Source organism: Pseudomonas sp. WS 5079 (assembly GCF_012985465.1).
GTDB lineage: Bacteria > Pseudomonadota > Gammaproteobacteria > Pseudomonadales > Pseudomonadaceae > Aquipseudomonas.
Window position 1 is genome coordinate 257,032 of the sequence record NZ_JAAQWN010000005.1, and the last position, 25,675, is coordinate 282,706.

Annotated in this window: 21 protein-coding genes; 10 read left to right on the top strand and 11 right to left on the bottom strand. The window is 60.4% G+C overall.

Going from position 1 to position 25,675, the window contains the following annotated elements:
• Positions 1–289 precede the first annotated feature (289 nt).
• Genes nirB through cobA form a run of 4 tightly spaced genes read left to right on the top strand, consistent with a single transcriptional unit; the run spans position 290 to position 6,514 of the window.
• Positions 290–2,743, top strand: a complete 2,454-nt coding sequence (gene nirB, locus HBO05_RS15590) for a nitrite reductase large subunit NirB (protein ID WP_172313209.1) — start codon at positions 290–292, stop codon at positions 2,741–2,743.
• Positions 2,740–3,057 (top strand): nitrite reductase small subunit NirD, encoded by a 318-nt coding sequence (gene nirD / locus HBO05_RS15595; protein ID WP_169954238.1) that lies wholly within the window; start codon positions 2,740–2,742, stop codon positions 3,055–3,057. The genes nirB and nirD overlap by 4 nt, the downstream gene beginning before the upstream one ends.
• Complete coding sequence (locus HBO05_RS15600; protein WP_172313211.1) at positions 3,057–5,765, top strand: nitrate reductase; 2,709 nt, start codon at positions 3,057–3,059, stop codon at positions 5,763–5,765. Before nirD ends, HBO05_RS15600 begins: the two co-directional genes overlap by 1 nt.
• 11 nt (positions 5,766–5,776) lie before the next feature.
• Positions 5,777–6,514, top strand: a complete 738-nt coding sequence (gene cobA, locus HBO05_RS15605) for a uroporphyrinogen-III C-methyltransferase (RefSeq protein ID WP_172313214.1) — start codon at positions 5,777–5,779, stop codon at positions 6,512–6,514.
• Between the two features lie 60 nt (positions 6,515–6,574).
• On the opposite strand, the gene HBO05_RS15610 is transcribed toward cobA, so the two are convergent.
• The 8 genes from HBO05_RS15610 to ppsA all read right to left on the bottom strand — a co-directional run bounded on the left by HBO05_RS15610 (position 6,575) and on the right by ppsA (position 14,704).
• Positions 6,575–7,555 (bottom strand): OmpA family protein, encoded by a 981-nt coding sequence (locus tag HBO05_RS15610; RefSeq protein WP_169954241.1) that lies wholly within the window; start codon positions 7,553–7,555, stop codon positions 6,575–6,577.
• A gap of 107 nt (positions 7,556–7,662) precedes the next feature.
• Positions 7,663–8,253, bottom strand: a complete 591-nt coding sequence (sigX, locus tag HBO05_RS15615; protein WP_172313216.1) for an RNA polymerase sigma factor SigX — start codon at positions 8,251–8,253, stop codon at positions 7,663–7,665.
• An 87-nt stretch (positions 8,254–8,340) separates the two neighbouring features.
• Positions 8,341–9,165, bottom strand: coding sequence for a mechanosensitive ion channel domain-containing protein (locus tag HBO05_RS15620; RefSeq protein ID WP_169954242.1), 825 nt, complete (start codon positions 9,163–9,165; stop codon positions 8,341–8,343).
• Positions 9,166–9,167: 2 nt separating this feature from the next.
• On the bottom strand, positions 9,168–9,413 hold the full coding sequence (locus HBO05_RS15625) for a hypothetical protein (protein ID WP_038442312.1): 246 nt from the start codon (positions 9,411–9,413) through the stop codon (positions 9,168–9,170).
• Positions 9,414–9,498: 85 nt separating this feature from the next.
• Positions 9,499–10,494, bottom strand: coding sequence for a zinc transporter ZntB (locus HBO05_RS15630; protein ID WP_169954243.1), 996 nt, complete (start codon positions 10,492–10,494; stop codon positions 9,499–9,501).
• A 24-nt stretch (positions 10,495–10,518) separates the two neighbouring features.
• On the bottom strand, positions 10,519–11,010 hold the full coding sequence (rraA, locus tag HBO05_RS15635) for a ribonuclease E activity regulator RraA (protein WP_169954244.1): 492 nt from the start codon (positions 11,008–11,010) through the stop codon (positions 10,519–10,521).
• Between the two features lie 229 nt (positions 11,011–11,239).
• On the bottom strand, positions 11,240–12,229 hold the full coding sequence (locus HBO05_RS15640) for an alpha/beta fold hydrolase (protein ID WP_169954245.1): 990 nt from the start codon (positions 12,227–12,229) through the stop codon (positions 11,240–11,242).
• 99 nt (positions 12,230–12,328) lie between these two features.
• Positions 12,329–14,704 (bottom strand): phosphoenolpyruvate synthase, encoded by a 2,376-nt coding sequence (ppsA, locus tag HBO05_RS15645; protein WP_029298284.1) that lies wholly within the window; start codon positions 14,702–14,704, stop codon positions 12,329–12,331.
• A gap of 178 nt (positions 14,705–14,882) precedes the next feature.
• Here ppsA and HBO05_RS15650 point away from each other — a divergent pair, with 178 nt between their 5' ends.
• Positions 14,883–15,701, top strand: coding sequence for a pyruvate, water dikinase regulatory protein (locus HBO05_RS15650; RefSeq protein WP_076961191.1), 819 nt, complete (start codon positions 14,883–14,885; stop codon positions 15,699–15,701).
• 97 nt (positions 15,702–15,798) lie between these two features.
• On the opposite strand, the gene HBO05_RS15655 is transcribed toward HBO05_RS15650, so the two are convergent.
• Entirely contained in the window at positions 15,799–17,187 is a 1,389-nt protein-coding gene (locus tag HBO05_RS15655) for a PLP-dependent aminotransferase family protein (RefSeq protein ID WP_275941745.1), read from the bottom strand.
• Positions 17,188–17,383: 196 nt separating this feature from the next.
• Between HBO05_RS15655 and HBO05_RS15660 the strand changes: the two genes are divergently transcribed.
• From HBO05_RS15660 to HBO05_RS15680, 5 genes are read left to right on the top strand one after another with little or no spacing between them, the layout of a single operon-like run.
• On the top strand, positions 17,384–18,277 hold the full coding sequence (locus HBO05_RS15660) for an EamA family transporter (RefSeq protein WP_169954285.1): 894 nt from the start codon (positions 17,384–17,386) through the stop codon (positions 18,275–18,277).
• 26 nt (positions 18,278–18,303) lie between these two features.
• Positions 18,304–20,166: a molybdopterin-synthase adenylyltransferase MoeB gene (gene moeB, locus HBO05_RS15665; protein WP_172313219.1), complete on the top strand. Its 1,863-nt coding sequence runs from the start codon at positions 18,304–18,306 to the stop codon at positions 20,164–20,166.
• A gap of 25 nt (positions 20,167–20,191) precedes the next feature.
• A complete protein-coding gene (locus tag HBO05_RS15670) occupies positions 20,192–21,106 on the top strand; it encodes a PLP-dependent cysteine synthase family protein (RefSeq protein ID WP_172313222.1) in 915 nt (304 codons plus the stop codon).
• Positions 21,107–21,129: 23 nt separating this feature from the next.
• On the top strand, positions 21,130–22,122 hold the full coding sequence (locus HBO05_RS15675) for a serine O-acetyltransferase (RefSeq protein ID WP_172313224.1): 993 nt from the start codon (positions 21,130–21,132) through the stop codon (positions 22,120–22,122).
• A 2-nt stretch (positions 22,123–22,124) separates the two neighbouring features.
• Entirely contained in the window at positions 22,125–22,853 is a 729-nt protein-coding gene (locus HBO05_RS15680) for an alanyl-tRNA editing protein (RefSeq protein WP_170043301.1), read from the top strand.
• Between the two features lie 54 nt (positions 22,854–22,907).
• Here HBO05_RS15680 and HBO05_RS15685 read toward each other — a convergent pair whose 3' ends face one another.
• Positions 22,908–23,795, bottom strand: coding sequence for a hypothetical protein (locus HBO05_RS15685; protein WP_172313227.1), 888 nt, complete (start codon positions 23,793–23,795; stop codon positions 22,908–22,910).
• 214 nt (positions 23,796–24,009) lie between these two features.
• Positions 24,010–25,494 carry a 2-methylcitrate dehydratase gene (prpD, locus tag HBO05_RS15690; protein WP_172313230.1) on the bottom strand — a complete coding sequence of 495 codons (1,485 nt, stop codon included), beginning with the start codon at positions 25,492–25,494 and terminating at the stop codon, positions 24,010–24,012.
• Between the last annotated feature and the right edge of the window lie 181 nt (positions 25,495–25,675).

Genomic DNA, 25,675 nt, shown 5'->3' on the forward strand with positions numbered 1-25,675 from the left:
CAAGCCGGCTCCTACAGGAGGTCGACGCGCCAGTTGTGGGCATCGCGCCTTTAAATGGTGCGAAACAGCCTTGTGGCAACCGCCAGAACCTCAGTAAATCCGGCTTTTCACGACTTGGCACAACCGCTGCATTAGCTCCTGCAACACCCCCACATACAGCCCACCCTTCAACGACGAAGGTGGGGCTCTCCCGAGAGAACGGGACCAGGACAAAGGCGTCCTCGCTAGGCAACTAGCGGGACGCCTTTTTTGTTTGCGCGTGATTTGTCGAGCCACTGCGGAGAACGACATGAAGAAACTCAAACTGGTGATGATCGGCAACGGCATGGCCGGGGTTCGCACCCTTGAAGAACTGCTGAAACTGAGCACCGAGCTGTACGACATCACGGTGTTTGGGGCCGAGCCCCACACCAACTACAACCGCATCCTGCTCTCGCCGGTGCTGGCCGGCGAGCAGACGTTCGAAGAGATCGTGCTCAACGACCTGGACTGGTACCTGCAAAACAACATCAAGCTGCTGCTCAACCGCAAGGTGGTGCAGATCGACCGGGTCAAGCGCAAAGTCATCGCCGAAGACGGCACCGAGGCCGAGTACGATCGCCTGCTGATCGCCACCGGTTCGACCCCGTTTATCCTGCCGATCCCCGGCAACACCTTGGAGGGCGTGATTGGCTACCGCGACATCGCCGATACCCAGGCCATGATCGACACCGCCAAAACCCACAAGCACGCGGTGGTCATCGGCGGCGGCCTGCTGGGCCTGGAAGCCGCCAATGGCCTGATGCTGCGCGGCATGCACGTGACCGTGGTGCATATCGGCGAATGGCTGCTGGAACGCCAGCTGGACAAGACCAGCGGCCAGTTGCTGCAAACCGAACTGGAAAGCCGGGGCCTGGTGTTTCGCCTGTGCGAACAGACCCAGGCCCTGCATGACGCCGGCAATGGCCGCGTGGGCTCGGTGCAGTTCAAAAATGGCGAAGTGATTCCGGCCGACCTGGTGGTGATGGCCGCCGGTATCCGCCCCAACACCGAACTGGCGGAACGGTCCGGCATCCCGTGCAACCGTGGGATCCTGGTCAACGACACGCTGCAAACCTACGACCCGCGCATCTATGCCATCGGCGAGTGCGCCAGCCATCGTGGGATTGCCTACGGCCTGGTGGCACCGCTGTTCGAACAGGCCAAGGTGTGTGCCAACCATCTGGCGCAGTTGGGCTTCGCCACCTACAAAGGCTCGGTGACCTCGACCAAGCTCAAAGTCACCGGCATCGACCTGTTTTCTGCTGGCGACTTCATGGGCGGCGAAGGCACCGAGACCATCACCCTTTCCGACCCCATTGGCGGCGTCTATAAGAAGCTGGTGATCAAGGACGACATACTGGTCGGCGCCTGCCTGTACGGCGATACCGCCGACGGCGGTTGGTATTTCCGGCAGATCCGTGAGAACCATGGCATTGGCGAGATCCGCGACCACCTGATGTTCGGCGAAAACGCCTTGGGCGATGTAGGCCACCAAGGCCAGGACAAAGCCATGAGCATGGCCGACAGCGCCGAAGTCTGCGGCTGTAACGGGGTGTGCAAGGGCACCATCGTCAAGGCGATCCAGGAACAGGGCCTGTTCAGCGTCGATGAGGTAAAAAAACACACCAAGGCCGCCAGCTCCTGCGGCTCCTGCGCCGGGCTGGTGGAGCAGATCCTGATCAATACCGTGGGCGGCGCCGCCGACGTCAAGCCCAAAAGCGAAAAAGCCATCTGCGGTTGCAGCGACCTCAACCACGGGCAAATCCGCCAGGCCATCCGCGACCAGCACCTGCTGACCATCGCCGACACCATGGGCTACCTCAACTGGCGCACGCCCAACGGCTGCGCCACCTGCCGCCCGGCCTTGAACTACTACCTGATCTCCACCTGGCCAGGCGAAGCCAAGGACGACCCGCAATCGCGCCTGATCAACGAACGGGCCCACGCCAATATTCAGAAAGACGGCACCTACTCGGTAGTCCCACGGATGTGGGGCGGTGTGACCAATCCTGCCGAGCTGCGGCGGATTGCCGATGTGGCCGACAAGTACAACGTACCAATGGTCAAGGTCACTGGCGGCCAGCGCATCGACTTGCTGGGCATCAAGAAACAGGACCTGCCCGGGGTCTGGAAAGACCTCGATATGCCGTCCGGGCATGCCTACGGCAAATCCATCCGCACCGTGAAGACCTGTGTCGGCAGCGAGTTCTGCCGTTTCGGCACGCAGAACTCCACGCAACTGGGCATTGAGCTTGAGCATGACCTGTTCAATATGTGGTCGCCCCACAAGGTCAAGCTGGCGGTGTCCGGGTGCCCGCGCAACTGCTCGGAAGCCGGGATCAAGGACGTGGGAATAATCGGCGTCGACTCGGGGTGGGAGATGTATATCGGTGGCAATGGCGGGATCAAGACCGAGGTCGCGGAATTTTTCGTCAAGCTCAAGACCGCCGAGGAAGTGCGTGAGTACAACGGCGCTTTCCTACAGCTGTACCGCGAAGAAGCCTTCTACCTGGAGCGCACCGTGCATTACCTGCAACGGGTCGGCATGGACCACATCAAGAAGGCCGTGCTGGAAGACCCGGCGCGGCGCCAGGCCCTCAATGAGCGCCTGCAATTTTCCCTGTCGTTTGAACAGGACCCGTGGAAAGAGCGCCTGGAGCAGCCATTGCTGAAAAAGGAATTCGACACCATCGCCGTCAAACAGCTGGAGGTAGTGCTATGAACTGGCTGGATATCTGCGCCCTCGAAGAAATCAACGCCCTGGGCTCGCGCATTATCAGCGGCCCGAAAGGGGAAATCGCGATTTTTCGTACCAGTGACGACGAGGTTTTCGCCCTCGACGACCGCTGCCCGCACAAGGGCGGCCCACTGTCCCAGGGGCTGATCTATGGCAAACGCGTGGCCTGCCCGCTGCACAACTGGCAGATCGACCTGGCATCCGGCGAAGCCCAGGCCCCGGATATCGGCTGCGCCCACCATCACCACGCCCGGGTGGAAAACGGCCGGGTGATGCTGGCCCTGCGGGACGCCGGTTGATGAACCGCCAGGTCACCGCATCGACCTGCTGCTACTGCGGGGTCGGCTGCGGCGTGCTGATCGAACATGATGGCGCGCAGATCCTCGGGGTCAGCGGCGATCCGGCGCACCCGGCCAACTTCGGCAAACTGTGCAGCAAGGGTTCCACCCTGCACCTGACCGGCGACCGGTCGGCGCGGGCGTTGTACCCGGAACTGCGCCTGGGCAAAGGCCTGGCCCGTAGCCGCACCGACTGGGACACGGCCCTGGAACACGCGGCCAATGTGTTCGCCGATACCATCACCGAGCATGGCCCCGACAGCGTGGCGTTCTATATCTCCGGGCAACTGTTGACCGAGGACTACTACAGTTTCAACAAACTCGCGCGAGCCCTGGTGGGCACCAACAATATCGACAGCAATTCCAGGCTGTGCATGTCCTCGGCGGTGGTCGGCTACAAGCGCAGCCTGGGTGCCGATGCGCCACCGTGCAGCTATGAGGATCTGGAGGCCAGCGATTGCGTGATGATCGTCGGCAGTAACATGGCCTACGCCCACCCGGTACTGTTTCGCCGGCTGGAAGAAGCCAAGGCGCGCCGACCGGACATGAAGGTGCTGGTCATCGATCCCCGACGCACCGACACCTGCGACCTGGCGGATATGCACCTGGCGATCCTGCCGGGGACTGATGTGGCGTTGTTCCATGGGATTTTGCATCTGTTGCTGTGGGAAGACTGGATCGACCGCGACTTTATCCAGGCCCATACCGAGGGTTTGGTCGAGCTGAAACGGCTGGTGCATGACTACACGCCGCAGATGGTCACGCAATTGTGCGGGATCAGCGTCGAACAACTGCGCCAGTGTGCTGAGTGGGTCGGCACCTCGCCGAGTTTCCTGTCTTTGTGGTGCATGGGGTTGAACCAGTCCACTGCCGGCAGCGCGAAAAACAGTGCACTGATCAACCTGCACCTGGCCACCGGCACCCTTGGCCGCCCAGGTTGCGGGCCCTTTTCCCTGACCGGCCAACCGAATGCCATGGGTGGCCGGGAAACCGGCAGCCTGTCGAACCTGCTACCGGGCCATCGCGACGCCGGCAACGCCGAGCACCGCGCCCAAGTCGCCGCTTATTGGGGGGTTGAGCAACTGCCATCCAGCACCGGCTTGACCGCCATCGAACTGTTCGAGCAGGTGCAGGCCGGCAAGATCAAGGCATTGTGGATCGCCTGTACCAACCCGGCGCAATCAATGCCGGACCAGAACAGCGTGCGCCTGGCCTTGGCCGCGTGCCCGTTCGTGGTATTGCAAGAGGCCTTTCGCACTACCGAAACCGCGGCCTTTGCCGACCTGTTGCTGCCGGCTGCCAGTTGGGGCGAGAAGGACGGCACGGTGACCAATTCCGAGCGGCGCATTTCCCACGTCCGCCAGGCCATCACCCCACCGGGCGAAGCGCGACCGGACTGGGCAATCACCGTGGATTTCGCCCAGCGCCTGGAACGCCGCTTGCGCCCGCAGAAAACCGGCCTGTTCACCTTCGAAAACCCGGCACAGGTGTTTGATGAATACAAACAGCTGACTTGTGGCCAAGATTTGGACCTGTCAGGCCTCAGCCACGCGCTGCTCGACCGGATCGGCCCGCAGCAATGGCCGTTTCCCGCAGAGGCCCAGGCCGGCACGGCACGCTTGTACACCGACGGTATCTTCCCAACCGCCAATGGGCGGGCGCGGTTTGTCGCCGACCCTTATCGCGCCGCCAAGGAGCAGCGTGATGCGCGCTTTCCCCTGACCCTGATCACCGGCCGCCTGCGTGACCAATGGCACGGCATGAGCCGTACCGGCACGGCGGCGCAGCTCTTCGGGCACGTCAGCGAAGCGTTGCTCAGCCTGCATCCGGACGAATTGCGTCGGCATCGTTTCAAGGAAGGCGACCTGGTCAACCTCAAGAGCCGTCGTGGCAATGTGATCGTGGCGGTGAGCAGTGATGACAGCGTGCGCCCCGGCCAGGCGTTCCTGCCGATGCATTGGGGCGATCGCTTCCTCAAGGGCGGCGTCAACGCCCTGACCCAGCCGGCGTTCGATCCACTGTCGAAACAACCGGAACTCAAGCACAGCGGCGTGCGCCTGGAAGCCGTGCAATTGCCCTGGCACTTGTTCGCGCTGATCGAGGGCGATGTGCAGCAACACTTCGAAGCCTTGCGCCCCCTGTGCGAGGGTTTTGCCTATGTCAGCCTGAGCCTGGCCGGGCGCGAACGGCCTGCCCTGCTGGTACGCGCGGCACATAGCGAGGCGCCGGACCTGCAACTGCTCAAGGCCATCGACCAACTGCTGGGCCTGAATGACGGCCCGGTCATGGCCTATGACGACCCGCGGCGCTCCATCGGCAAACGGGTAAAAATCGAGAAAGGCCGGATTACCGCGATCCGCCTGGCCGGCGAAACCCTAGCCCGCCACTGGCTGCAAAGCCTGTGGCTGGAAGGCCGGGCCGACGAGCAATTGCGCCGTTGGCTGCTGGCACCGCTGAGTGCGCCGCCCGGTGGTGAAATGACCAGCAACAGAACCCTCTGCAACTGCAAGAACGTCAGTGAAAGCGCGATATGCGCCGGCATCGGCCGTGGTTTGGATCTGGATGGGCTGAAACAAGCGTTGGGCTGCGGTACGCAATGTGGCTCCTGCGTGCCCGAAATCAAACGGCTATTGGCGAGCACCTCGCAGCCAATCGCTATCAGTGTGTGAGGGCAATACCTATGAACGCAAAAGTCTGGCTGGTGGGCGCAGGCCCAGGTGATCCGGAGTTGTTGACCCTCAAGGCGGTACGGGCCCTGCACGAGGCCGATGTGGTACTGATTGATGACTTGGTCAACCCTGCGGTACTTGAGCATTGCCCCGGTACGCGGGTGATAACCGTCGGCAAGCGCGGGGGATGTCGTTCTACGCCCCAGGACTTCATTCACCGCTTGATGCTGCGTTATGCACGCCAGGGCAAATGTGTGGTGCGCCTGAAAGGCGGCGATCCGTGCATTTTTGGGCGCGGCGGCGAAGAGGCGAGTTGGCTGAGAGATCGAGGGGTGAGCGTGGAGTTGGTCAATGGCATCACGGCGGGGCTGGCGGGTGCCACAAACTGCGATATACCGCTGACGTTGCGGGGAATCAGTCGCGGCGTAACGCTTGTCACCGCCCATACCCAGGACGACAGCCGCCTCAATTGGCGGGCATTGGCCGAGGGTGGCACGACACTGGTGGTGTACATGGGTGTGGCGAAGCTTTCAGAGATTGCCCGGCACTTGCTCGAAGGGGGCATGGCCCCTGATATGCCGGTGGCGATGATCGAGAACGCCTCGCTGCCCCAGCAGCGTGAGTGCCGCAGCACCCTGGCGCACATGCAGGAGGATGCCAAGGCGTTTGCCTTGAAGAGCCCGGCGATCCTGGTGATCGGAGCGGTAGCGGGCAACGTGGTAGAGGTCGCCTTGCAGGCCAGCGCCTGAGGCAAATGGCAGGCGAAAAAAAGCCCGGCCTAAGCCGGGCTTTTTTCTACCACTCAGTAATTACTGAGCTTGAGCTTCAACCGACGCTTCTACACGACGGTTAACAGCACGACCAGCTTCAGTTGCGTTGTCAGCAACTGGGCGGGATTCGCCGTAACCTACCGCGGTGATGCGGTTGGCTTCAACGCCATCATTGGCCAGGACTTTCTTAACAGCGTCAGCACGACGCTGGGACAGCTTCTGGTTGTAGGCGTCTGGACCGACGGAGTCAGTGTGACCAGCAACTTCTACGTTGGTAGCTGGGTACTGCTTCATGAAGTCGGCCAGGTTTTTCACGTCGCCGTAGCTGTTAGGCTTAACAACGGCCTTGTCGAAGTCGAACTTCACGTCCAGCTCAACACGAACAACCTGAGCAACCGGAGCTTCTGGCTCTGGAACTGGCTCTGGAGCTGGTGCTGGGGTAGGAGCTGGAGCAACTGCGCCAGCGTTACCGCCGAAGTTTACGCCCAGGCCAACCAGTGCGGAGTAGTCCCACTTGCCGTTGTCCAGACCGTAGTCAGCTTCAACACCGGCACGAGCGTACAGGTTGTTGGTGAAGTAGTACTTAACGCCGGTACCAACGGTAGCGAAAGTAGTCTGATCGCGACCAGTGTGGCCATCAGCACGTACGTTGCCACGGCTCTGGTGACCGAAACCACCTTCTACGTATGGACGCAGGGAGTCGACGCCAGCTTGACCGAAGTGGTACTGAGCAACGAGGCTGCCGGTATCACCTTTGATCTTCTGGTTGCCAGTACCGTCAGTCGAACGGGTGTGGTTGGTCTTGTCGTAGGACAAGTTCAAGGACAGGTCGTCGGTCAGGAAGTAACCGATGCGAGCGCCAGGATTGAAGCCGTCTTCGATGTGCTTGACGCTATCGTTGTACTGCTTCTTGTAGAACAGCTCGCCTTCAACTGCGCCTTGGCCTTGTGCCAGAACGCCGAAAGAAGTAGCGGCAATAAGAGAACCAATGGCCAAGCCCAAGGTGTTTTTCAGTTTCATCCGTTAAATCCCCATCTGGTGATTGTAAAGCAGTCCCACATACCGGGGGACAACTCGGCGACAAGTCTAACAGAACTTGCCTACACGTAAGAGATATTTGCACCGAACTAAGTTTCAGTACTGTCCGCAAATTTCTCACGCAATTTATCAAGAGCACGTTTGTAACGCATTTTTGTAGCACTCAAACCCATATGCATAATGTCAGCAATTTCCTGAAATTCCAGTTCTGCGACAAATCGTAGCACCAGAATTTCCCGGTCAATTGGATTCACATGCACCAACCAGCGATCAAGCCCGCCCTGCTCCTCGGGTGCCGGCGTCTTTTCTTCAGACGCCTCCTCAAGGGGGTCCAGGCTCAACGCGTCCATCAAGCGACGCTTTCGCCGTTCCTTACGATACTGCGTGATGCACTCGTTGTACGTGATGCTGTAGAGCCAGGTTTTGAACTTCGATTTACCCTCGAAGTTCTTCAGGCCATACAACACCTTGAGCATCACTTCCTGACAGACATCATCCGCATCACGATCGTTCCCTAAATATCTTGAACAAACGTTGAACAGAGTGCGTTGATACCTGCGCATCAATTCTTCGTACGCGCGTGTTACGTGAAACAGCTCCGTGTGCGAGCGCGCGACCAACTCCTCATCAGAGAGCTCACGGGGGTCATAGCGCGTGGACAGCGTTTGGGCTTTATTCAAAACAAGTCGTGCCGACAGTCAGGTCAATGTCCGCCACAGCCTGGATACCCAGGTTTGCGGCGGCGTACATTAGCAGGGTTTACCGGGTTAGCGGCTATTGACCTGCTGTTCCAGCAGAACCCGATTGGACAGCGACACTAGTTCGCCATCATCGGTCAGCACCGTGGTTTTCACCGTACCGATCTCTTCAATCTGCCCTTCGACCTCGCCAACACGCACGTGTTGCCCAACCTGATACAACTCACGCACATAGATTCCCGCAAGAATCTGACCGGCAATTCCCCGGCTTCCCAACCCCATGGCCAGTGCAACGGCCAGACCAACGGTAATCAAAACGATCACAATCACATGGTTGAGCAGGTCAGTCTTGACCTCCAACTGGCTGATCGCCACCGAAATACTGATGATGATTACCAGCCCCTGGGCGATTCGCCCCAGGCCGCTGGCATAGTCCAGGCCCACTCCTTCGGCAGCGCCGCGTACCAGCCCATTGGCCAGTTGCGCCAGCAAAACCCCCACCAGCAACACCAGCGCGCCGCCGAATACCTTCGGCAAATACAGCGCCAGCATGTCGAGCGTAGCTGAAACTCGCTCAAGTCCAAGTGATTGCGCCGCAGAAACCAGAAAAATCAGCAAAACAAACCAATAGACGATCTTGCCGATCAGTGTCGAGATCGGCACTTGCAGCCCGGCACGCCCCAGCAGCTTGGTCAATCCGGTGCCGGCCATCAGGCGATCGAGGCCCAGCTTGGCGAGCAATTTTGAGAGCAGGGTGTCGAGCAACTTGGCCACGACAAAACCCAGCAGCACCAACACCAGCGCACCAAACAGGTTGGGAATGAAATTCGCCACCTTGGTCCACAACGCAGTCATTGCAGTGACCAGACTCTGCGTCCAGAGATCAAGTTCCATATTCAATCAGCCTTATCAGCAGTGCGAGCAATAGGTTTACGACGAGAAACAGGTGATACGTGGGCCGAACCATTGTTCAGGGCCATCATCAATGCCGGCACCCAGCGGCCGAGCAGACCAAACAGATCGCCCGCACCTACCTGGCGGTTGGCAGTTTTCAGTACGCGGCCCAGGCAAGCGTCGTCGTCACGGTTGGACGGCGAAGCATTAAGCATGTCACGCAGAGACTGTTCAAACGGATCGTGCATAGGGACCTCTCGCAAGTGAGTTAAAAGACGAGGGCAAAATTCGTCGGGTCACATGACCTCTCCCGCCGTTCAGGTCACGTTCAGGTCAAACCCAGCGTAAACGTCGAAACAACCACCACTGCCCAAGGGCCACCGAGACCATCAACAGGCACGCTAGCGCGAAACCATATGGGCTCTCGGAGAATGGAATTCCGCCCACGTTGATCCCCAGCAACCCTGTCAGAAAACTCATCGGCAAAAAGATCCCGGTGATGATCCCGAAGCGGTACATGGTGCGGTTCATGCGCACGCTCAAACGCCGATCCTCGGCCTCCAGCACCAGCCCCACGCGCTCCCGGCTCAGTTCCAGCTCTTCCAGGTAACGGGTCAGGCTGTTATTCAATTCATTCCAATAGTCAGCATCGTCATCGGCAAACCATGGCAGTTTTATGCGTGTCAGTTGCGCGAAAATATCGCGCTGCGGCGCCAAAAAACGCTTGAGCGCGGCGGCACGCCGACGGATCTGCAGGACACTGCCATGCTCCGGGGTATACCGTTCGTCGGTATCGAGTTTTTCTTCTTCGATATCGACGATTTCAGACAGGTCACTGACCAGATCCTGCACTTTATGGGTCAGGTACTGCGCCATGTACAGGATCAGCTCGGAAGCAGTCCTGGGGCCTTTACCATCCGCCAACTGCACCAGCAACTCGTCGGTGGCGCGCAATGGCCGCAGACGCAGGGAGATGACCCGGTCAGCCGAAGCAAAGATACGCACCGACACCATGTCTTCCGGCTCGGCTCCTGGGTTGAGGTTGATCCCGCGCAGAAACAGCAGCAATTCGTCGTCCGGCAACGGCAGCAGACGCGGGCGGGTGTTCTCCTCCAGCAGCAGGTCACAGGCAAACTCGCTCAGGCCACTGGATTTGCGCAACCAGGTCTGGGTCTGGGGATGACTGCGATCCCAATGCAGCCACAGGCTTTCCTGAGGCTGCAGTTGCAGCTCGTCAAGCTCAGTCCGGGCAATTGAACGCGCACCGCCTTTACCGTCCAGCACCAGGGCATGCACCAGCCCCCACTGCGCGTTTTCTTCCTCGAACATCCTCACCCCTGTCGGCTGCTGCAGTTATTCAGGCATTTTCAAAGGGCTTGGCGAAACAATCACGCCATTATTATCGGCATAGACATATTCGCCTGGACGCAATGTCACGCCGGCAAAGATCACGGCCCCGCCCACGTCACCCACACCCTGGCGATGACTCTTTTTAGGGTGGCTGGCCAGGGCCTGCACACCCAGGTCGGTCTGCGCCAGTACGTCAACGTCACGCACACAACCGTAGATCACCAAGCCTTCCCAACCATTCTTTGCGGCTCGATCAGCGATCATGTCGCCCAGCAAGGCGCAACGCAGCGAACCACCACCGTCGACCACCAGCACTTTGCCAGTGCCGTCCAGCTCGGCCTGTTCCTTGACCCGGGAGTTGTCCTCAAAACACTTGACGGTCACGATCTGCCCACCGAAGGAGTCCCGGCCCCCAAAGTTGGCGAACATCGGCTCCAGCACCTGCACCAGGTCCGGGTAGGCGTCACACAGGTCGGGGGTAACGTAATGGTTCATCGAGAAACTCCTGTCGGTGAAAGAAGGTGTCGAACATCCACAGCCACATCAAGAAAACGCATCGCAACGGGCATTCTTTAAGACCTGCCGCTGCAAGGGCGACAATGATCAGACCCACCAGACTGTAACGCAATAGCCACTGCGCGACTGAATATGACCAAAATAGCTCGGTGCGTCATATCTTAGCCGTAAGCCACTTCAAGCGAAACGCCCTCTTTAGAGCCTTTTCTCAGACAGTCGCAGGCACCGGCGCCTGTGCATCCACCGGAGGTGTCAGGGGATCTTTCAGCCAGCGCTGCACCAGTGGCCATACTTCGGCCTGCGCCGCTTTGCTGACCAGCATCTCGACATGCCCGAAATCACCGCTGAACCCATGCTTGCGCCCCAGGCACAGATAGTGGCGATGCTCGCTGCCCACCTGCTCAAACAGCTTGCGGCAGGCCCAGTCCGGGTCCTGATGATCGCCAGCGGCACTCACGGCCAGTAGCGGCACATCGACCTCGGCCAGGCCTTTCCACCAGTCGCGCTCGGCATCGCCGAAACGCCCGAACAAGCCATGCCAGCGCATGCTTTCCAGGGCCAGGCCGATAGGCTCGTCTTCCGGACCACGCTTGAGGCGCGAGCCGGAGAGCTGGGCAAAGCGCTTGAGGATCAAGCGTCCACCCCACTCCACCGGCGGAATCTTCAACGGCCAGTAAGTGCGGCTGACCTGGCAGCCAAACAACGCCACCGACGCCACCGCCGGCGCGCCCAGATAGTGGCCGCCCAAGGCTGCCGCCAGAGTCGTGCCACCCAATGAATGGCCGATCCAGTGCGGGATCTGCGCACTTTGCTCACGCACAAAGGCGGCAATGGCTGGCAAATCGTAACGAGCATAGTCGGCGACACGATTCTTGGCGTAGTCCTGGTTGCGCCGGGAAAGCCCGTGGCCGCGCATTTCCGGGATCCATACATCAAAGCCCTGGCGCGCCAGGTACGCCCCCAGGCCGATACCTTTGGGCGAATACCAGAAGCGCCGGTTGGAAAAGCTGCCATGCACCAGCACCACCGGTATGCCACGGCTTTGCGCGACATCGGCCAGGCCCAGGCGTGTCACCGCCAGCTCTACGGTGCTGTCGGGGCTGTTGCCAGGCTTGAGGCGATAGACATCTTCACTCAGGTCGCCACGACGCTCAGCGCTGATCAAGGCGACGGGAAACAGGTTGCTGCTGCTTTGCATAATGTTCTTGCACAAAAAAGGGCGGCGTCCGGTAGGAGTTCCGCCCTGTACAGAATGAGAAATGCCGGCCAGCCGCACTGGCTGGCCGGCAAATGGCAATTACGCCGAGGCTTGACCTTCAGCCAGGAAGAACCAGGTTTCCAGCACGGAATCGGGGTTCAGCGAGACGCTTTCGATGCCCTGTTCCATCAGCCATTTGGCCAGGTCCGGGTGATCGGAAGGGCCTTGGCCGCAGATGCCGATGTACTTGCCGGCCTTGTTACAGGCCTGGATGGCGTTGGCCAGCAGCTTCTTGACCGCAGGGTTACGCTCGTCAAACAGGTGCGCGATGATCCCGGAGTCACGGTCCAGGCCCAGGGTCAACTGGGTCAGGTCGTTGGAACCGATGGAGAATCCATCGAAGAACTCCAGGAACTCTTCGGCGAGGATGGCGTTGGACGGCAGCTCGCACATCATGATCACGCGCAGGCCGTTTTCGCCGCGGGTCAGACCGTTCTCGGCCAGCAGGTCAACGACTTGGCTCGCTTCGCCCAGGGTACGCACGAAGGGCACCATGATCTCGACGTTGGTCAGGCCCATCTCGTTGCGCACACGCTTGAGAGCGCGGCACTCAAGCTCAAAGCAGTCACGGAATGCTTCGCTGATGTAACGCGAGGCGCCACGGAAGCCCAGCATCGGGTTTTCTTCTTCCGGCTCGTAGAGCTTGCCGCCGATCAGGTTCGCGTATTCGTTGGACTTGAAGTCGGACAGGCGCACGATGACTTTCTTCGGCCAGAAGGCCGCCGCCAGGGTGCTGATGCCTTCCACCAACTTCTCGACGTAGAAGCCCACCGGGTCGTTGTAGCCGGCGATGCGCTTGTCGACGCTGTCCTTGATTTCCACCGGCAGGCCGTCGTAGTTCAACAGGGCCTTGGGGTGCACGCCGATCATGCGGTTGATGATGAACTCCAGGCGGGCCAGGCCCACACCGGCGTTCGGCAACTGCGCAAAGTCGAAGGCGCGGTCGGGGTTGCCGACGTTCATCATGATCTTGAACGGCAGGTCCGGCATGGCGTCGATGGAGTTTTGCTTGATATCGAAGCCCAGCTCACCTTCAAAGATGAAGCCGGTATCGCCTTCGGCGCAGGACACGGTGACGCCCTGGCCATCCTTGAGCAGTTGGGTGGCGTTGCCACAACCCACCACTGCCGGGATCCCCAGCTCACGGGCGATGATCGCCGCGTGGCAGGTACGCCCGCCACGGTTGGTGACGATGGCGCTCGCGCGCTTCATCACGGGTTCCCAGTCCGGGTCGGTCATGTCGGAGACCAGCACGTCGCCTGGCTGGACCTTGTCCATCTCGGACACGTCCTTGATGATCCGCACCTTGCCCGCGCCGATGCGCTGGCCGATGGCACGGCCCTCTACCAGCACGGTGCCGGTTTCTTTCAATAGGTAGCGTTCCATGACATTGGCCGAGGTGCGGCTCTTCACGGTTTCCGGACGGGCCTGGACGATGTACAGCTTGCCGTCGTCGCCGTCCTTGGCCCATTCGATGTCCATCGGGCACTTGTAGTGCTTCTCGATGATCATCGCCTGCTTGGCCAATTCGCTGACTTCGGCATCGCTGAGGCAAAAGCGCGCACGCTCAGCCTTGTCGACATCAACGGTTTTCACCGAGCGACCGGCCTTGGCCTCGTCGCCGTAGATCATCTTGATGGCCTTGCTGCCCAGGTTGCGGCGCAGGATCGCCGGGCGACCGGCCTCAAGGGTGTGCTTGTGCACGTAGAACTCGTCCGGGTTGACCGCGCCTTGTACGACGGTTTCGCCCAGGCCGTAGGCGCCGGTGATGAACACCACGTCACGGAAGCCCGATTCGGTATCCAGGGTGAACATCACGCCGGCAGTACCGGTTTCCGAACGCACCATGCGCTGTACGCCGGCAGACAACGCTACCAACTTGTGGTCGAAACCCTGGTGTACACGGTAGGAAATGGCGCGGTCGTTAAACAGCGAGGCAAATACTTCCTTGGCTGCACGGATAACGTTTTCCACGCCACGGATATTCAGGAAGGTTTCCTGTTGGCCGGCGAACGAGGCGTCCGGCAAGTCTTCGGCGGTGGCCGAGGAACGCACGGCGACGGCCATGTCCGGGTTGCCGGCCGACAAGGTGGCGAAGGCTGTGCGGATTTCGGCGTTGAGCTTCTCGGGGAACTCGGCTTCCATGATCCACTGGCGGATCTGTGCGCCGGTCTTGGCCAGGGCGTTGACGTCATCGACGTCCAGCGCGTCCAGGGCAGCGTGGATCTGATCGTTGAGGCCGCTCAGTTCGAGGAAATCGCGGTATGCCTGGGCCGTGGTGGCGAAACCACCGGGCACCGAGACACCAGCGCCCGCAAGATTACTGATCATCTCGCCGAGGGATGCGTTCTTGCCCCCCACATGCTCTACATCATGGACGCCGAGCTTATCGAGGGAAACTACGTACTCTACCAAGGTGATCTCTCCACTAACTGTGTTGGAAAAGCTCAGGGCGCCGGCGGCTCAGTAGGAGCATTTACCGGCGTTTGTGGCCTGGACCTGGAAAATAAGTGAGAATGCGGCCCACTGTGGGACGGCAAAATCGCGCCTATCATATCCAAGATTCGTCATCAGCTTAAGGCCCAAGGCTCAAATGAAACGATCTGCTTTCTTTATCTCCGATGGCACCGGCATTACCGCCGAAACCCTGGGTCAGAGCCTGCTGGCGCAGTTCGAAAGCATTACCTTTGCCAAATTTACCCGGCCTTATATCGATAACGTGGATAAAGCGCGGGCCATGGTACAACAAATCAATCTGGCCGCCGAAAAAGACGGTGTGCGCCCGATCATTTTCGACACCATCGTCAATCAGGACATCCGTGAGATCCTCGCGACCTCCAATGGTTTCATGATCGACATCTTCTCGACCTTCCTAGCGCCCCTGGAACAGGAGTTGAGCGAACACTCCTCGTACTCCGTAGGCAAGTCCCATTCCATTGGCCATAACTCCAACTACATGGAGCGGATTGAGGCGGTGAACTTCGCCCTGGACAACGACGACGGCGCCCGCACCCATTACTACGACAAGGCCGACCTGATCCTGGTCGGCGTGTCGCGCTGCGGCAAGACCCCGACCTGCCTGTATATGGCCATGCAATTCGGCATCCGCGCGGCCAACTACCCGCTGACCGAGGACGACATGGAGCGCCTGCAACTGCCGGCGGTGCTGCGCACCCATCAGCACAAGCTGTTCGGCCTGACCATCGACCCGGACCGCCTGACAGCGATCCGTAATGAACGCAAGCCCAACAGCCGCTATTCGAGCTATGCCCAGTGCGAGTTCGAGGTGCGGGAAGTGGAAAATCTATTCCGTCGGGAGAACATTGCGCACATCAATTCCACGCATTTTTCGGTGGAAGAGATTTCGGCGAAAATTCTTGTAGAAAAGGGCGTCGAGCGGCGCTTCAAGTAATTTGCATTGCTTGAGCCAGCTCCCATATTTGATCGGGTTCACACGTCAAATGCGGGAGCTGCGGTGCGACTTGCCTGCGATCAACGATAACCCAGCCTCACAGATGAAACCGGTCCCCACCCTGGCCCAGCGCCGTGGCCAGCGCATCAAACCCTGCCCTTAGCAACTGATCATCCCCAGACGTATTGCAGATACTCGCCCGAATAAACTGCGGCACGGCCGTCTGCCCCACGGCGAAGGCCTCGGCCGTCGCGATCAGGTAATTGTTCTGCTTGAGCTCAGCCTCGATTTCCGACGCACGCCATGGCTCCGGGACTTCAATCCAGAAGTGCGGGCTATTGGGGTGCGTCCGGTATTCCAGGCCGCTCAGCAGGTCCTCGACCAACGCCTTGCGCCGGCTGATTTCGTGGATCTGCTGACGCAACAGATGCGCTGCCGTGCCGTTTTCAATCCACTGCGTGGCCAGTTCCAGGGTCACAGGGGTGGCCATCCAACAGGTTGAGCGCAGCGCTGCGGAAATACGGCTGACCAACGCCGGCGGCGCATGCACATACCCCACGCGCAAGCCCGCCGACACCGCCTTGCTCAGGCTGCTGATCAGAATCGTGCGCTCCGGGGCAAAATGACTCAGGGGCGGCGGGCGATCCTCCACCAACACACCATGGGCCTCGTCCTCCAGGATCAGCAGGTTGTGCTCACGGCAGACCCTGACCAGCGCCTCGCGACGGGCAACCGACAAGACCGCTGTCGTCGGATTCTGGATGGTCGGCGTGCAGTACAGGGCAGAAACCCGGTGATTACGACACACCTCCTCCAGGGCCGTCGGCAGCACACCCTCCTCGTCCATTTCCAGGCCGATCAGGCGGATGCCAAGCATCCGTGCGGCAGTGATCAGGCCGGGATAGGTCAACTGCTCGGTGACGACCGTATCGCCCGCGCGCACCAACGCCATCAACGCGCACAACAAACCGTGCTGGCCGCCGTTGACACAGATGACCTGCTCGGGAATCGGATGAAAATCACGCTGCACCAACCATTGCGCGCCCGCCGCGCGGTAGCGGGGCAAGCCGGCGTCCGGGGTGTAGGCACTGATGTCCTGCAGGAACTTGGCATTGGTGGCCAGGGTTTCAAAGCTCTGGGCCAGGAACGTGGTCTCCTGCCCCGGGATGTGCATATTGCGGCTCATATCGAAGTACTGGCGCGGTTCCTCGCTGACGTTGCGAAAGCCTTCGTCGCGCTGGCGCTCCATCCCACGCTTGCGCACGAATGTGCCGTCGCCCACCCGCGCCACCACCAGGCCCAGGCGTTCCAGTTCGCCGTAGGCGCGGCTGATCGTGCCGATGGTCACCCCCAGGTTGTCGGAAAGCACCCGATGAGGCGGCAGTTTGCGCCCTGGTTCGATCAAGCCCTCGAGGATGCCCCGCTCCATCACATCAGACAGGCGTTTGTACTTCACGCCCTGCCCACTGGACAGTCCCTCTCGCATAATTGACACCATGTCAATATTTGTTTTGACAGCCATCATTCGCCCTAATAGTGTGCTTTTACGGGTTCAATCACCGGGTGAAACCTCTAATTACAAGTCCAATATAGAGTTCAATTCCGGCTCAGGGAAGCAATAAACGATGCCAATGTCCGCCGTTCTCGAAAATTCCGAAAAAACCAAATCCCCCAAACAATGGCTGGCTGGCCTGATCACCAGTGTGATGTTCCTGATTGTCTGCCTAAGCTGGGGCACCACCTGGCTGGGGATCAAGATCGCCGTGGAAAGCGTGCCGCCCCTGACGTCGGCGGGCCTGCGCTTTTTGATCGCCTTCCCGCTGTTCCTGTGTTTTGCCTTCCTGCGTCGCGAGCCGATCCTGTTTCCACGGGAAAGCCGCTGGTTCTTTGTGTTCGTGACCCTTTGCTATTTCAGCGTGCCCTACTACCTGCTCAACTATGGCGAGATGCACGTCTCGTCCGGCCTCACCGCCCTGCTGTTCAGTTGCATGCCGGTGTTCATCCTGATCTTCTCCGCGCTGTTCCTGCGCGAGCGCATCTACTTTTCCCAGGTCGTGGGGATCGGCATCGGTTTCGCCAGCCTGTACATGATCATCAAGAGCCAGGGACTGCACCTTGACCATGCCGAGTTCTTTGGCGTCCTGGCCATTCTGAGCGCCGCGATCATGCATGCCTTGTGCTATGTCATTACCAAGCAAAAAGGCAGCGCCATCAGTGTGATCACCTACAACACCCTGCCCATCGGGATTGCCGGGCTGATGCTGTTCGTCGCCGGGCTGTGGTTTGAATCACCGACCTTCGAGGCCATTACCCTGCGTTCCTGGAGCGCCCTGTTCTACCTGGGCCTGGTGGCCTCGGTCGGTGGGTTTATCGTGTACTTCATGCTGCTCAAGCGCCTGAGCCCGATCATCCTGTCGTTCGTCTTCATTATTTTCCCGGTGTTCGCCGTGATCATCGGCGCCTGGTACGAAGGCCTGGAACTGTCCCGGGACCTGATGCTGTATTCGGCGATCCTGCTGGTCGGCTTTGCCATCACCAAGTTGCCGATCGAAAAGCTGCTGGCAAAACCCAATTGACCCTTTCCCCACCACGCGAGAGAAACATGGACGTCCTCCGCCAAACCGCCCTGGCACAGATCTACGCCCACGCCAGCAGCACCTACCCCGAAGAGTGCTGCGGCTTTGTCTTCGCCGACGGCAGTGTGTACCTGGGCAGCAATATCCAGAACGAGTTACACCGCAAGAACCCCGAGGCCTACCCCCGCAGCGCGGCCAACGGCTACACCTTCTCGGTGACCGACACGCTGCTGATGAACAAGGCCTTTCGCACGGATAACCCGGTGGTGGTGATCTACCACTCCCACCCGGATGTCGGTGCCTATTTCAGCGACGAGGATCAGAACAAGGCCCTCTACATGGGGGAACCGATCTACCCCGTCAGCTACCTGGTGGTGGATGTCCGCCAGGGCAAGGCCCTTGGGTCGAAGCTGTTTGCCTGGGATGGCACGCACTTCGCCCTCAACCCCTTCAACGACCTGCAAACGGAGTTGTACATGAACGCTATCTCTTTCCCCGACATCCTGGCCCGTGTGGCCAAGTTGCCAGAATCGACCCTCGAGGGTGCCGGATCGACATTGCGCGAAGTCATTGAAGGCCTCTGTGCCCGCTACCCGCATCTGCGGGCGCACCTGTTCCACGAGAACAACGGCCGACTAAAGGAACACTTCCTGTTCACGGCCGGGGAAGAACTGATCGATCCCGACGAGCCGCTGCCCGAAAAAGCAAAAATCGAAGTGCTGCTCGCCACCTCCGGCGGCATGGACATCGAGTCCCTGAGCAACGAGGAAGTGCAGCGCTATGTGCGCCATATCACCCTGCCCGGCGTCGGCCGCGAAGGGCAACTGAACCTGAAGAAAGCCAAGGTGCTAATCATCGGTACCGGTGGCCTGGGCTCGCCCATCAGCCTGTACCTGGCCGCAGCCGGCATCGGCACCCTGGGGCTGGTGGACTTCGATGTGGTGGAAAGTAGCAACCTGCAACGCCAGGTCGTGCACGGCAACAGCACCCTGGGCCTGCCCAAGGTCGAATCCGCCAAGCGCCGGCTGCAGGACCTCAACGCGCATATCCGGATCAACACCTACGACACCGCGCTGAATGCCGACAACGCCCTGGAACTGGTCGGCGCCTACGACCTGGTGATCGACGGTACTGACAACTTCGAGACCCGCTACTGGGTCAATGATGCCTGCGTACAGTTGGGCAAGCCGTTGGTGTACGGCGCGATCTACCGCTTCGACGGCCAGATCAGCGTGTTCAACTATCAAGGCGGGCCCTGCTACCGCTGCCTGTACCCCCACGCGCCACCCGCGGAACTGGCGCCCAACTGCAGCGCCGGTGGGGTGATCGGTGTATTGCCCGGTGTGGTAGGGATGATCCAGGCCACCGAGGCGATCAAGCTGTTGATCGGCCTCGGCGAATCCTTGTCCGGCCGGTTGATGCGCTTTGATGCCCTGGCCATGAAATTCAGTGAACTGCGTTTCAAGCGCCGCGCCGACTGCCCGTGCTGTTCCGACTTGCGTGAAGAACACCAACCCGCCGCCGCCGTGTGTGCCGATACCCTCCGCAGCACCCAGGGCCTGGCAGAAGAGCACTACATCAAGCCCCAGGTGCTCAAGCAACTGCTGGAGCAGCGCCGCAGCGCCGATATCCTGCTGGATGTACGCGACGCCAGCGAGCTGGAGGTCTGCCAACTGCCCGGCGTGGTGCACATCCCCCTGGCCCAGCTCGACGAGCAACTCGATACCCTCAGCCGTGACAACACCCATTACCTGATCTGCTATGCCGGCAGCCGCGCCGAGCAAGCCGCCAGTACGTTGCTGGCCGCAGGCTTTGCCAACACCCGGGTGCTGCAAGGCGGCATGAAACACTGGGTACGCGACGTCGAACCCGACATGCCGTTGTACTGACCACAGGCCTTGGGGTGCTTATCCGATGCTGCATAACTCCATACTCGACGCCATTGGCCAAACGCCTATCGTGCGCCTGGAACAATTCTCCGAAGACCTCGGCATCGAGGTCTTCGCCAAGCTTGAATCCCTGAACCCGGGCGGTAGCCACAAGGCACGGATTGCCCTGGGAATGATCCTCGACGCCGAGCGCCGGGGCATCCTGATTCGCGATTCGGGGCAAACCATCATCGAACCCAGCGGCGGCAACACGGGCATCGGCCTGGTGATGGCCGGCAACGTGCTGGGCTACAAAGTGGTGCTGGTGATTCCCGACAACTACAGCCCCGAAAAGCAAAAGCTGCTGCGCCTGTATGGCGCCAAGGTGGTGCTGTCCGATAGCCGCCTGGGCAACAACTCCCATGGCGAAAAGTGCATGGAGTTGCAGCTGGAAAACCCCAGCTTCGTCATGCTCAACCAACAGCGCAACGGCGCCAACCCCCAGACCCACCGCGACACCACCGCCCCGGAAATCATCCGTGCCTTTGGCGAGCGCCAGGTCGACTATTTCGTCAGCGGGATAGGCACCGGGGGCCACATCACCGGGATCGGTGAAACCCTCAAGGCCACCTGGCCGCAGATCCGCGTGATGGGCGTGGAGCCCGAGGAGTGCGACCTGCTCAGTGATAGCCATGCGCCGCATCATATCCAGGGCCTGTCCATCGGCCTGATCCCGAGCATTCTCAACCTGAACGTGCTGGACGGCATGCTCAAGGTCTCGCGCCTCGATTGCCTGGAAATGATGAAACGCATCATGCGTACCGATGCCATCAGCCTGGGTCTGTCGTCGGCCGCCAATATGGTGGCCATCGCCAAGCTCGCACCGGAACTGCCCACCGACACCGTCGTCCTGACCATGGTGTACGACAGCGCCGACAGTTATCTGCCCTGCTTCGAATAACGACAATTACGGGGGTGCCTTCCATGGGAGGCTTTATCGACATGCAACAGCTGCACGATGAGCTGCTGACCCACCTCATCAAGACCCTGTCGCCGGCGCAGATGGCACAGTTGCAGCCACACCTGGCGGCGTTGATCCAGCCCGCCGCGCAGGAGGTGGCCGAGGACTTGATCGCCTATGCCTGGCGCGATCCGGCGTCCAGGGGCCGCGGCGAACTGATCCTGGAGTCCTACGCCTCATTCAAGGCCGTGCTGTATTACCGGCTGGCGCATCGGGTATGGAATCTACCCGACCAGGCCCACGGCCAGTTCTGTGCGATCGCGCTGACGTTGAGCAACCAGGGCAAGATCCTGTCCGGCGCCGAAATCCACCCCGCCGCCCGCATTGGCCGGCGCTTCGTTCTGGATCATGGCTTTGGCACGGTGGTCGGCGAGACCTGCGAGATCGGCAATGACTGCTACATCCTGTGTGGCGTGACCCTGGGCGCCAGGGGCATCGCCAACAACCCGGACGGTAAGCGTCACCCACGCCTGGGCAACAACGTGGAAGTCGGCGCGGGCGCGAGGGTGCTCGGGTATGTGCTGATTGGCGACAACGTGTTTATCAGCCCCTCCTGTGTCATCACCCAGGACGTGCCCGCGGGCACCAAGGTCAAGGTGGTCAACCAGATCCAGTTGCAGAAAAACGGCGAAGCTGACGCCAGCAATTACCTCGGGGCATTTGCCCTCGACGAGCGCCTGCACGTGGTCGGCGAAGTCAACATCAGCCACCGGGTCACGGTGCTGGATGCCGACTTCCACCCACTGTCAGGCCTGGTGCTGGAGCCCACGGTCAAGGAGCGTCATCACCTGCAGTTTCGCCTGCGCACGCTGCAGGCCCCCACCTACCCCCCGCGCCTGCCGCTGAACCTGAAGGTGTGCGGACCGAGGTTCGAGGTCACCCTGCTCTCCCCACCCGGGCTGAGCGCAATGGTGCGGCGCCTGCTGCAAACCAGCCCACTGATCGTTGGAGGATGAACATGTCCGTACACACCATGGAAACCTTGGCGCTGTTCGACAGCGCGCCTTACCAGAACGCCTTCAGCGCCCGAGTAATCGCCGTCAGCGAACAGGGCGTGGCCCTCGAACACACGCTGTTCTACCCCACCGGCGGTGGGCAACCCGGCGATACCGGTTACTTCACCCTGCCGGACGGCAGCCGGGTCAATGTGACCGGCACCGTACGCGACCCGGTCCTGCGCTCGATCATCTGGCACCAAGTGGAACACTGCCCCGAGTCACTGCGTGCGGGGGTACAGGTAGATGCCGGCCTGGACTGGGAGCGTCGCTACCAACACATGAAAATGCACACCTGCCTGCATCTGTTGTGCTCGATCATCGACGCACCGGTAACCGGTTGCAGCATCAGCGCCGACAAGGGCCGCCTGGACTTCGACCTGCCGGAAATGACCCTCGACAAGGAAAGCATCACCCGCGACCTCAATGCCTTGATCGAGCAGGCCCATGGGGTCAAGTCGCTGTCGATGCCGGCCTCCGAATACTCCACCCTGCTGCAAATCACCCGCACCCAGGCCGTCGCGCCTCCGGTGATCCAGGGCGCGGTACGGGTGATAGAAATTGCCGACATCGATATCCAGCCGTGTGGCGGCACCCATGTGGTCAACACCGAGGAAATCGGTCGTGTGTTCTGCGAAAAAATCGAGAAGAAGAGCAAGCACAACCGACGGGTGATCCTGCGGTTCGAGTGAATCGGCAAGCAGCCAACAGGGAGGCCCAGCCTCCCCTTATCGACGCGTTTGCCCTTACTTCGACTGGGCTTTGACCTGGGCACTCAATTGCGCTATTTGCTGTTGCAGTTGGGAAATCACCTGGGTGAACTCAGTCATCATTTGATCGATGCGAGCGCGCAATTGCTCGTTCTCGCGCATAAGATCATCAACACTGCGGGCCGACGGCGCCGTGGCTTCATCGGCCTGGGCCGATGGGGTGGCGCCCTTGGCACGGGGCGCTTGCTCAGCCGGCGCAGAGTCCGCCGCGGTATTGCTGTCAGCCTTCGGGCCTGCGCTAGGAGCCTGGTTTGCGGAAGTACCGGCCCCCGTTATTTTCTGGCTCAACGCCTGGATCTGCTCTTGCAGCCTGGTAACCACCGTCGTGAACTGGGTTTGCAACCGCTCGACCGTTTCACGCAGTTGGTCGTTTTCAGCAGTCAACTGCTCAAGGTTAACCGGCGCTTCGGGGCCTGAAACCGGCGTACTTTCTGCGTGGGCCGATGCTGCAGGCGCTGTTCCGTCCTGCTGCACCGCTGTGCTGTCCTGCCGAGCCGCTGGTTTTTCACCCGCGCCCTGATTGGATGGAGCGTCCTCTTTCTGCGGTTTTTGCATCGTGTTGACTTGCTGAGTCAGCTCAGCCACTTGCTGCTGCAGCGCGGTGATTATCGGCGAGAACCTGGCCACCAACTGGTTAAGCTGGTCGCGCAGCTGATTGTTTTGCTGGGAAAGCTGAGCGAGCTGGGCCGGGGCGGTATTGGTCGCAGATGACGGTGAGTTGACCAAGCCCTTGTGGGCCGCAAACTGCCCGCGCTGCTGTGCAGTCATAGGCTTTCGAGGGGATGCTGAATCTGCTGGAGTCTGGCCGGGAGTCTGGGTTTTGGCGCTGTTTTCTGGCGGCGCGGATGCAGGCTTGGAGGGCATTTCATAGCCGTGGTAGGGCGCGTACTGCTGCTGGTTTACGCTAGTCATGGCGAACCTCTCATTTAATTCACAGGTCTTGCTTGCCAGACGACCCGGTACAAAAGGTCATCTGGCTACCTGATTGGCAATTATCTGAAGACGGTTCCGAAGATGTAGGACATACGATTGGCAAAGTGTGTCGACTGCAAATCCTGCCACCTCGCAGCGGCTTTTATTACATCACCCACAGATCCACAAATCGATTCACCGGCGTCCCTTCCAGCCGTGCCTGGTCCTTGCACAGTGCAAAAATCTCAGCGCTGCGCTGCGCGGTGAAGCGTGTCGCCAGGTTGGCCTTGAACTTGTCTTCCAGCAACGGAATGCCATCCGCCCGGCGCCGACGATGGCCAATCGGGTATTCCACCGCGACCTGTTCGGTGCTCGAACCATCGGTGAAAAACACCTGCACCGCGTTGGCAATGGAACGCTTGTCAGCTTCCAGGTATTCGCGGCTGTAACGCGGGTCTTCGACGATGACCATTTTTTTGCGTAACTCATCGATGATCGGGTGCGCGGCATGGAATTCATCTTCGTACTGCTCGGCCACCAGGTTGCCAAACGCCAGGGGCACGGCGGTCATGTATTGCAGGCAGTGGTCGCGGTCGGCCGCATTAGCCAGTTGGCCGACCTTGGAAATGATGCGAATGGCCGACTCGTGGGTGGTGATCACGATGCGCTCGATTTCATGCAAGCGCTGCTTGACCTGCGGGTGCAAGGTGACGGCGGCTTCACAGGCGGTCTGGGCGTGGAATTCGGCGGGAAAGCTGATCTTGAACAGCACGTTTTCCATCACATAAGTGCCATAGGGCTGGGGCAGGCTGAACGCGCGCTTGTCCTCAGGCTTGAGGGCCAGGTCCTTGTTGGTGTGGCTGAACAGCACGTCATAAAAACCCCATTGCGGCGCGCTCAACACACCCGGGATGCCCATTTCGCCGCGCAGGGCGATATCCGCCAGGCGCACGCCACGGCTCGACGCATCCCCCGCCGCCCACGACTTGCGCGACCCGGCATTCGGCGCGTGACGGTAAGTGCGCAGCGCCTGCCCATCGACAAACGCCTGGGACAACGCCGCCAGCAGTTGCTCACGATTGGCGCCCATCAACTTGGCGCAAACCGCCGTAGAGGCGACTTTGACCAGCAGCACATGGTCGAGGCCGACGCGGTTGAAGGAGTTTTCCAGGGCAATCACGCCCTGGATTTCGTGGGCCATGATCATCGCTTCCAGCACCGCGCGCACGGTCAGCGGCGCCTCGCCATGGGCCACGCGTTTTTGCGACAGGTGATCGGCAACGGCCAGGATGCCGCCGAGGTTATCCGAAGGATGGCCCCATTCGGCGGCGAGCCAGGTGTCGTTGTAATCGAGCCAACGCACGATGCAGCCGATGTCCCACGCGGCCTTGACCGGGTCCAGGCGATAGGACGTACCCGGCACCCGGGCACCGAACGGCACCACTGTGCCTTCGACAATCGGTCCCAAATGCTTGGTGCACTCAGGAAAGCGCAGGGCCAGCAGGCCGCAGCCGAGGGTGTCCATCAGGCAGTTGCGGGCGGTGTCCAGGGCGTCCCGTGAGTCGATGCGGTAGTTGAGGACGTAATCGGCGATGTCCTGCAAAACCTGATCATAGTCGGGGCGGTTGTTCTGGTCGACGTTGGCGCTCATGGCAGTACTCCAAAATAGGTGGGTGTGTTCCTTCCTCAGGCTCAGGGTTGGTCGTTTGTGGCAGGTCTGAATGCCTGCTCTCGTACATAAATCCAGAGGCCGCTGACGCTCCCTTGTGGGAGCGGGCTTGCCCGCGATAGCGCTGGATCAGTTGGTATCTGCGTGACTGACACGCCGCAAT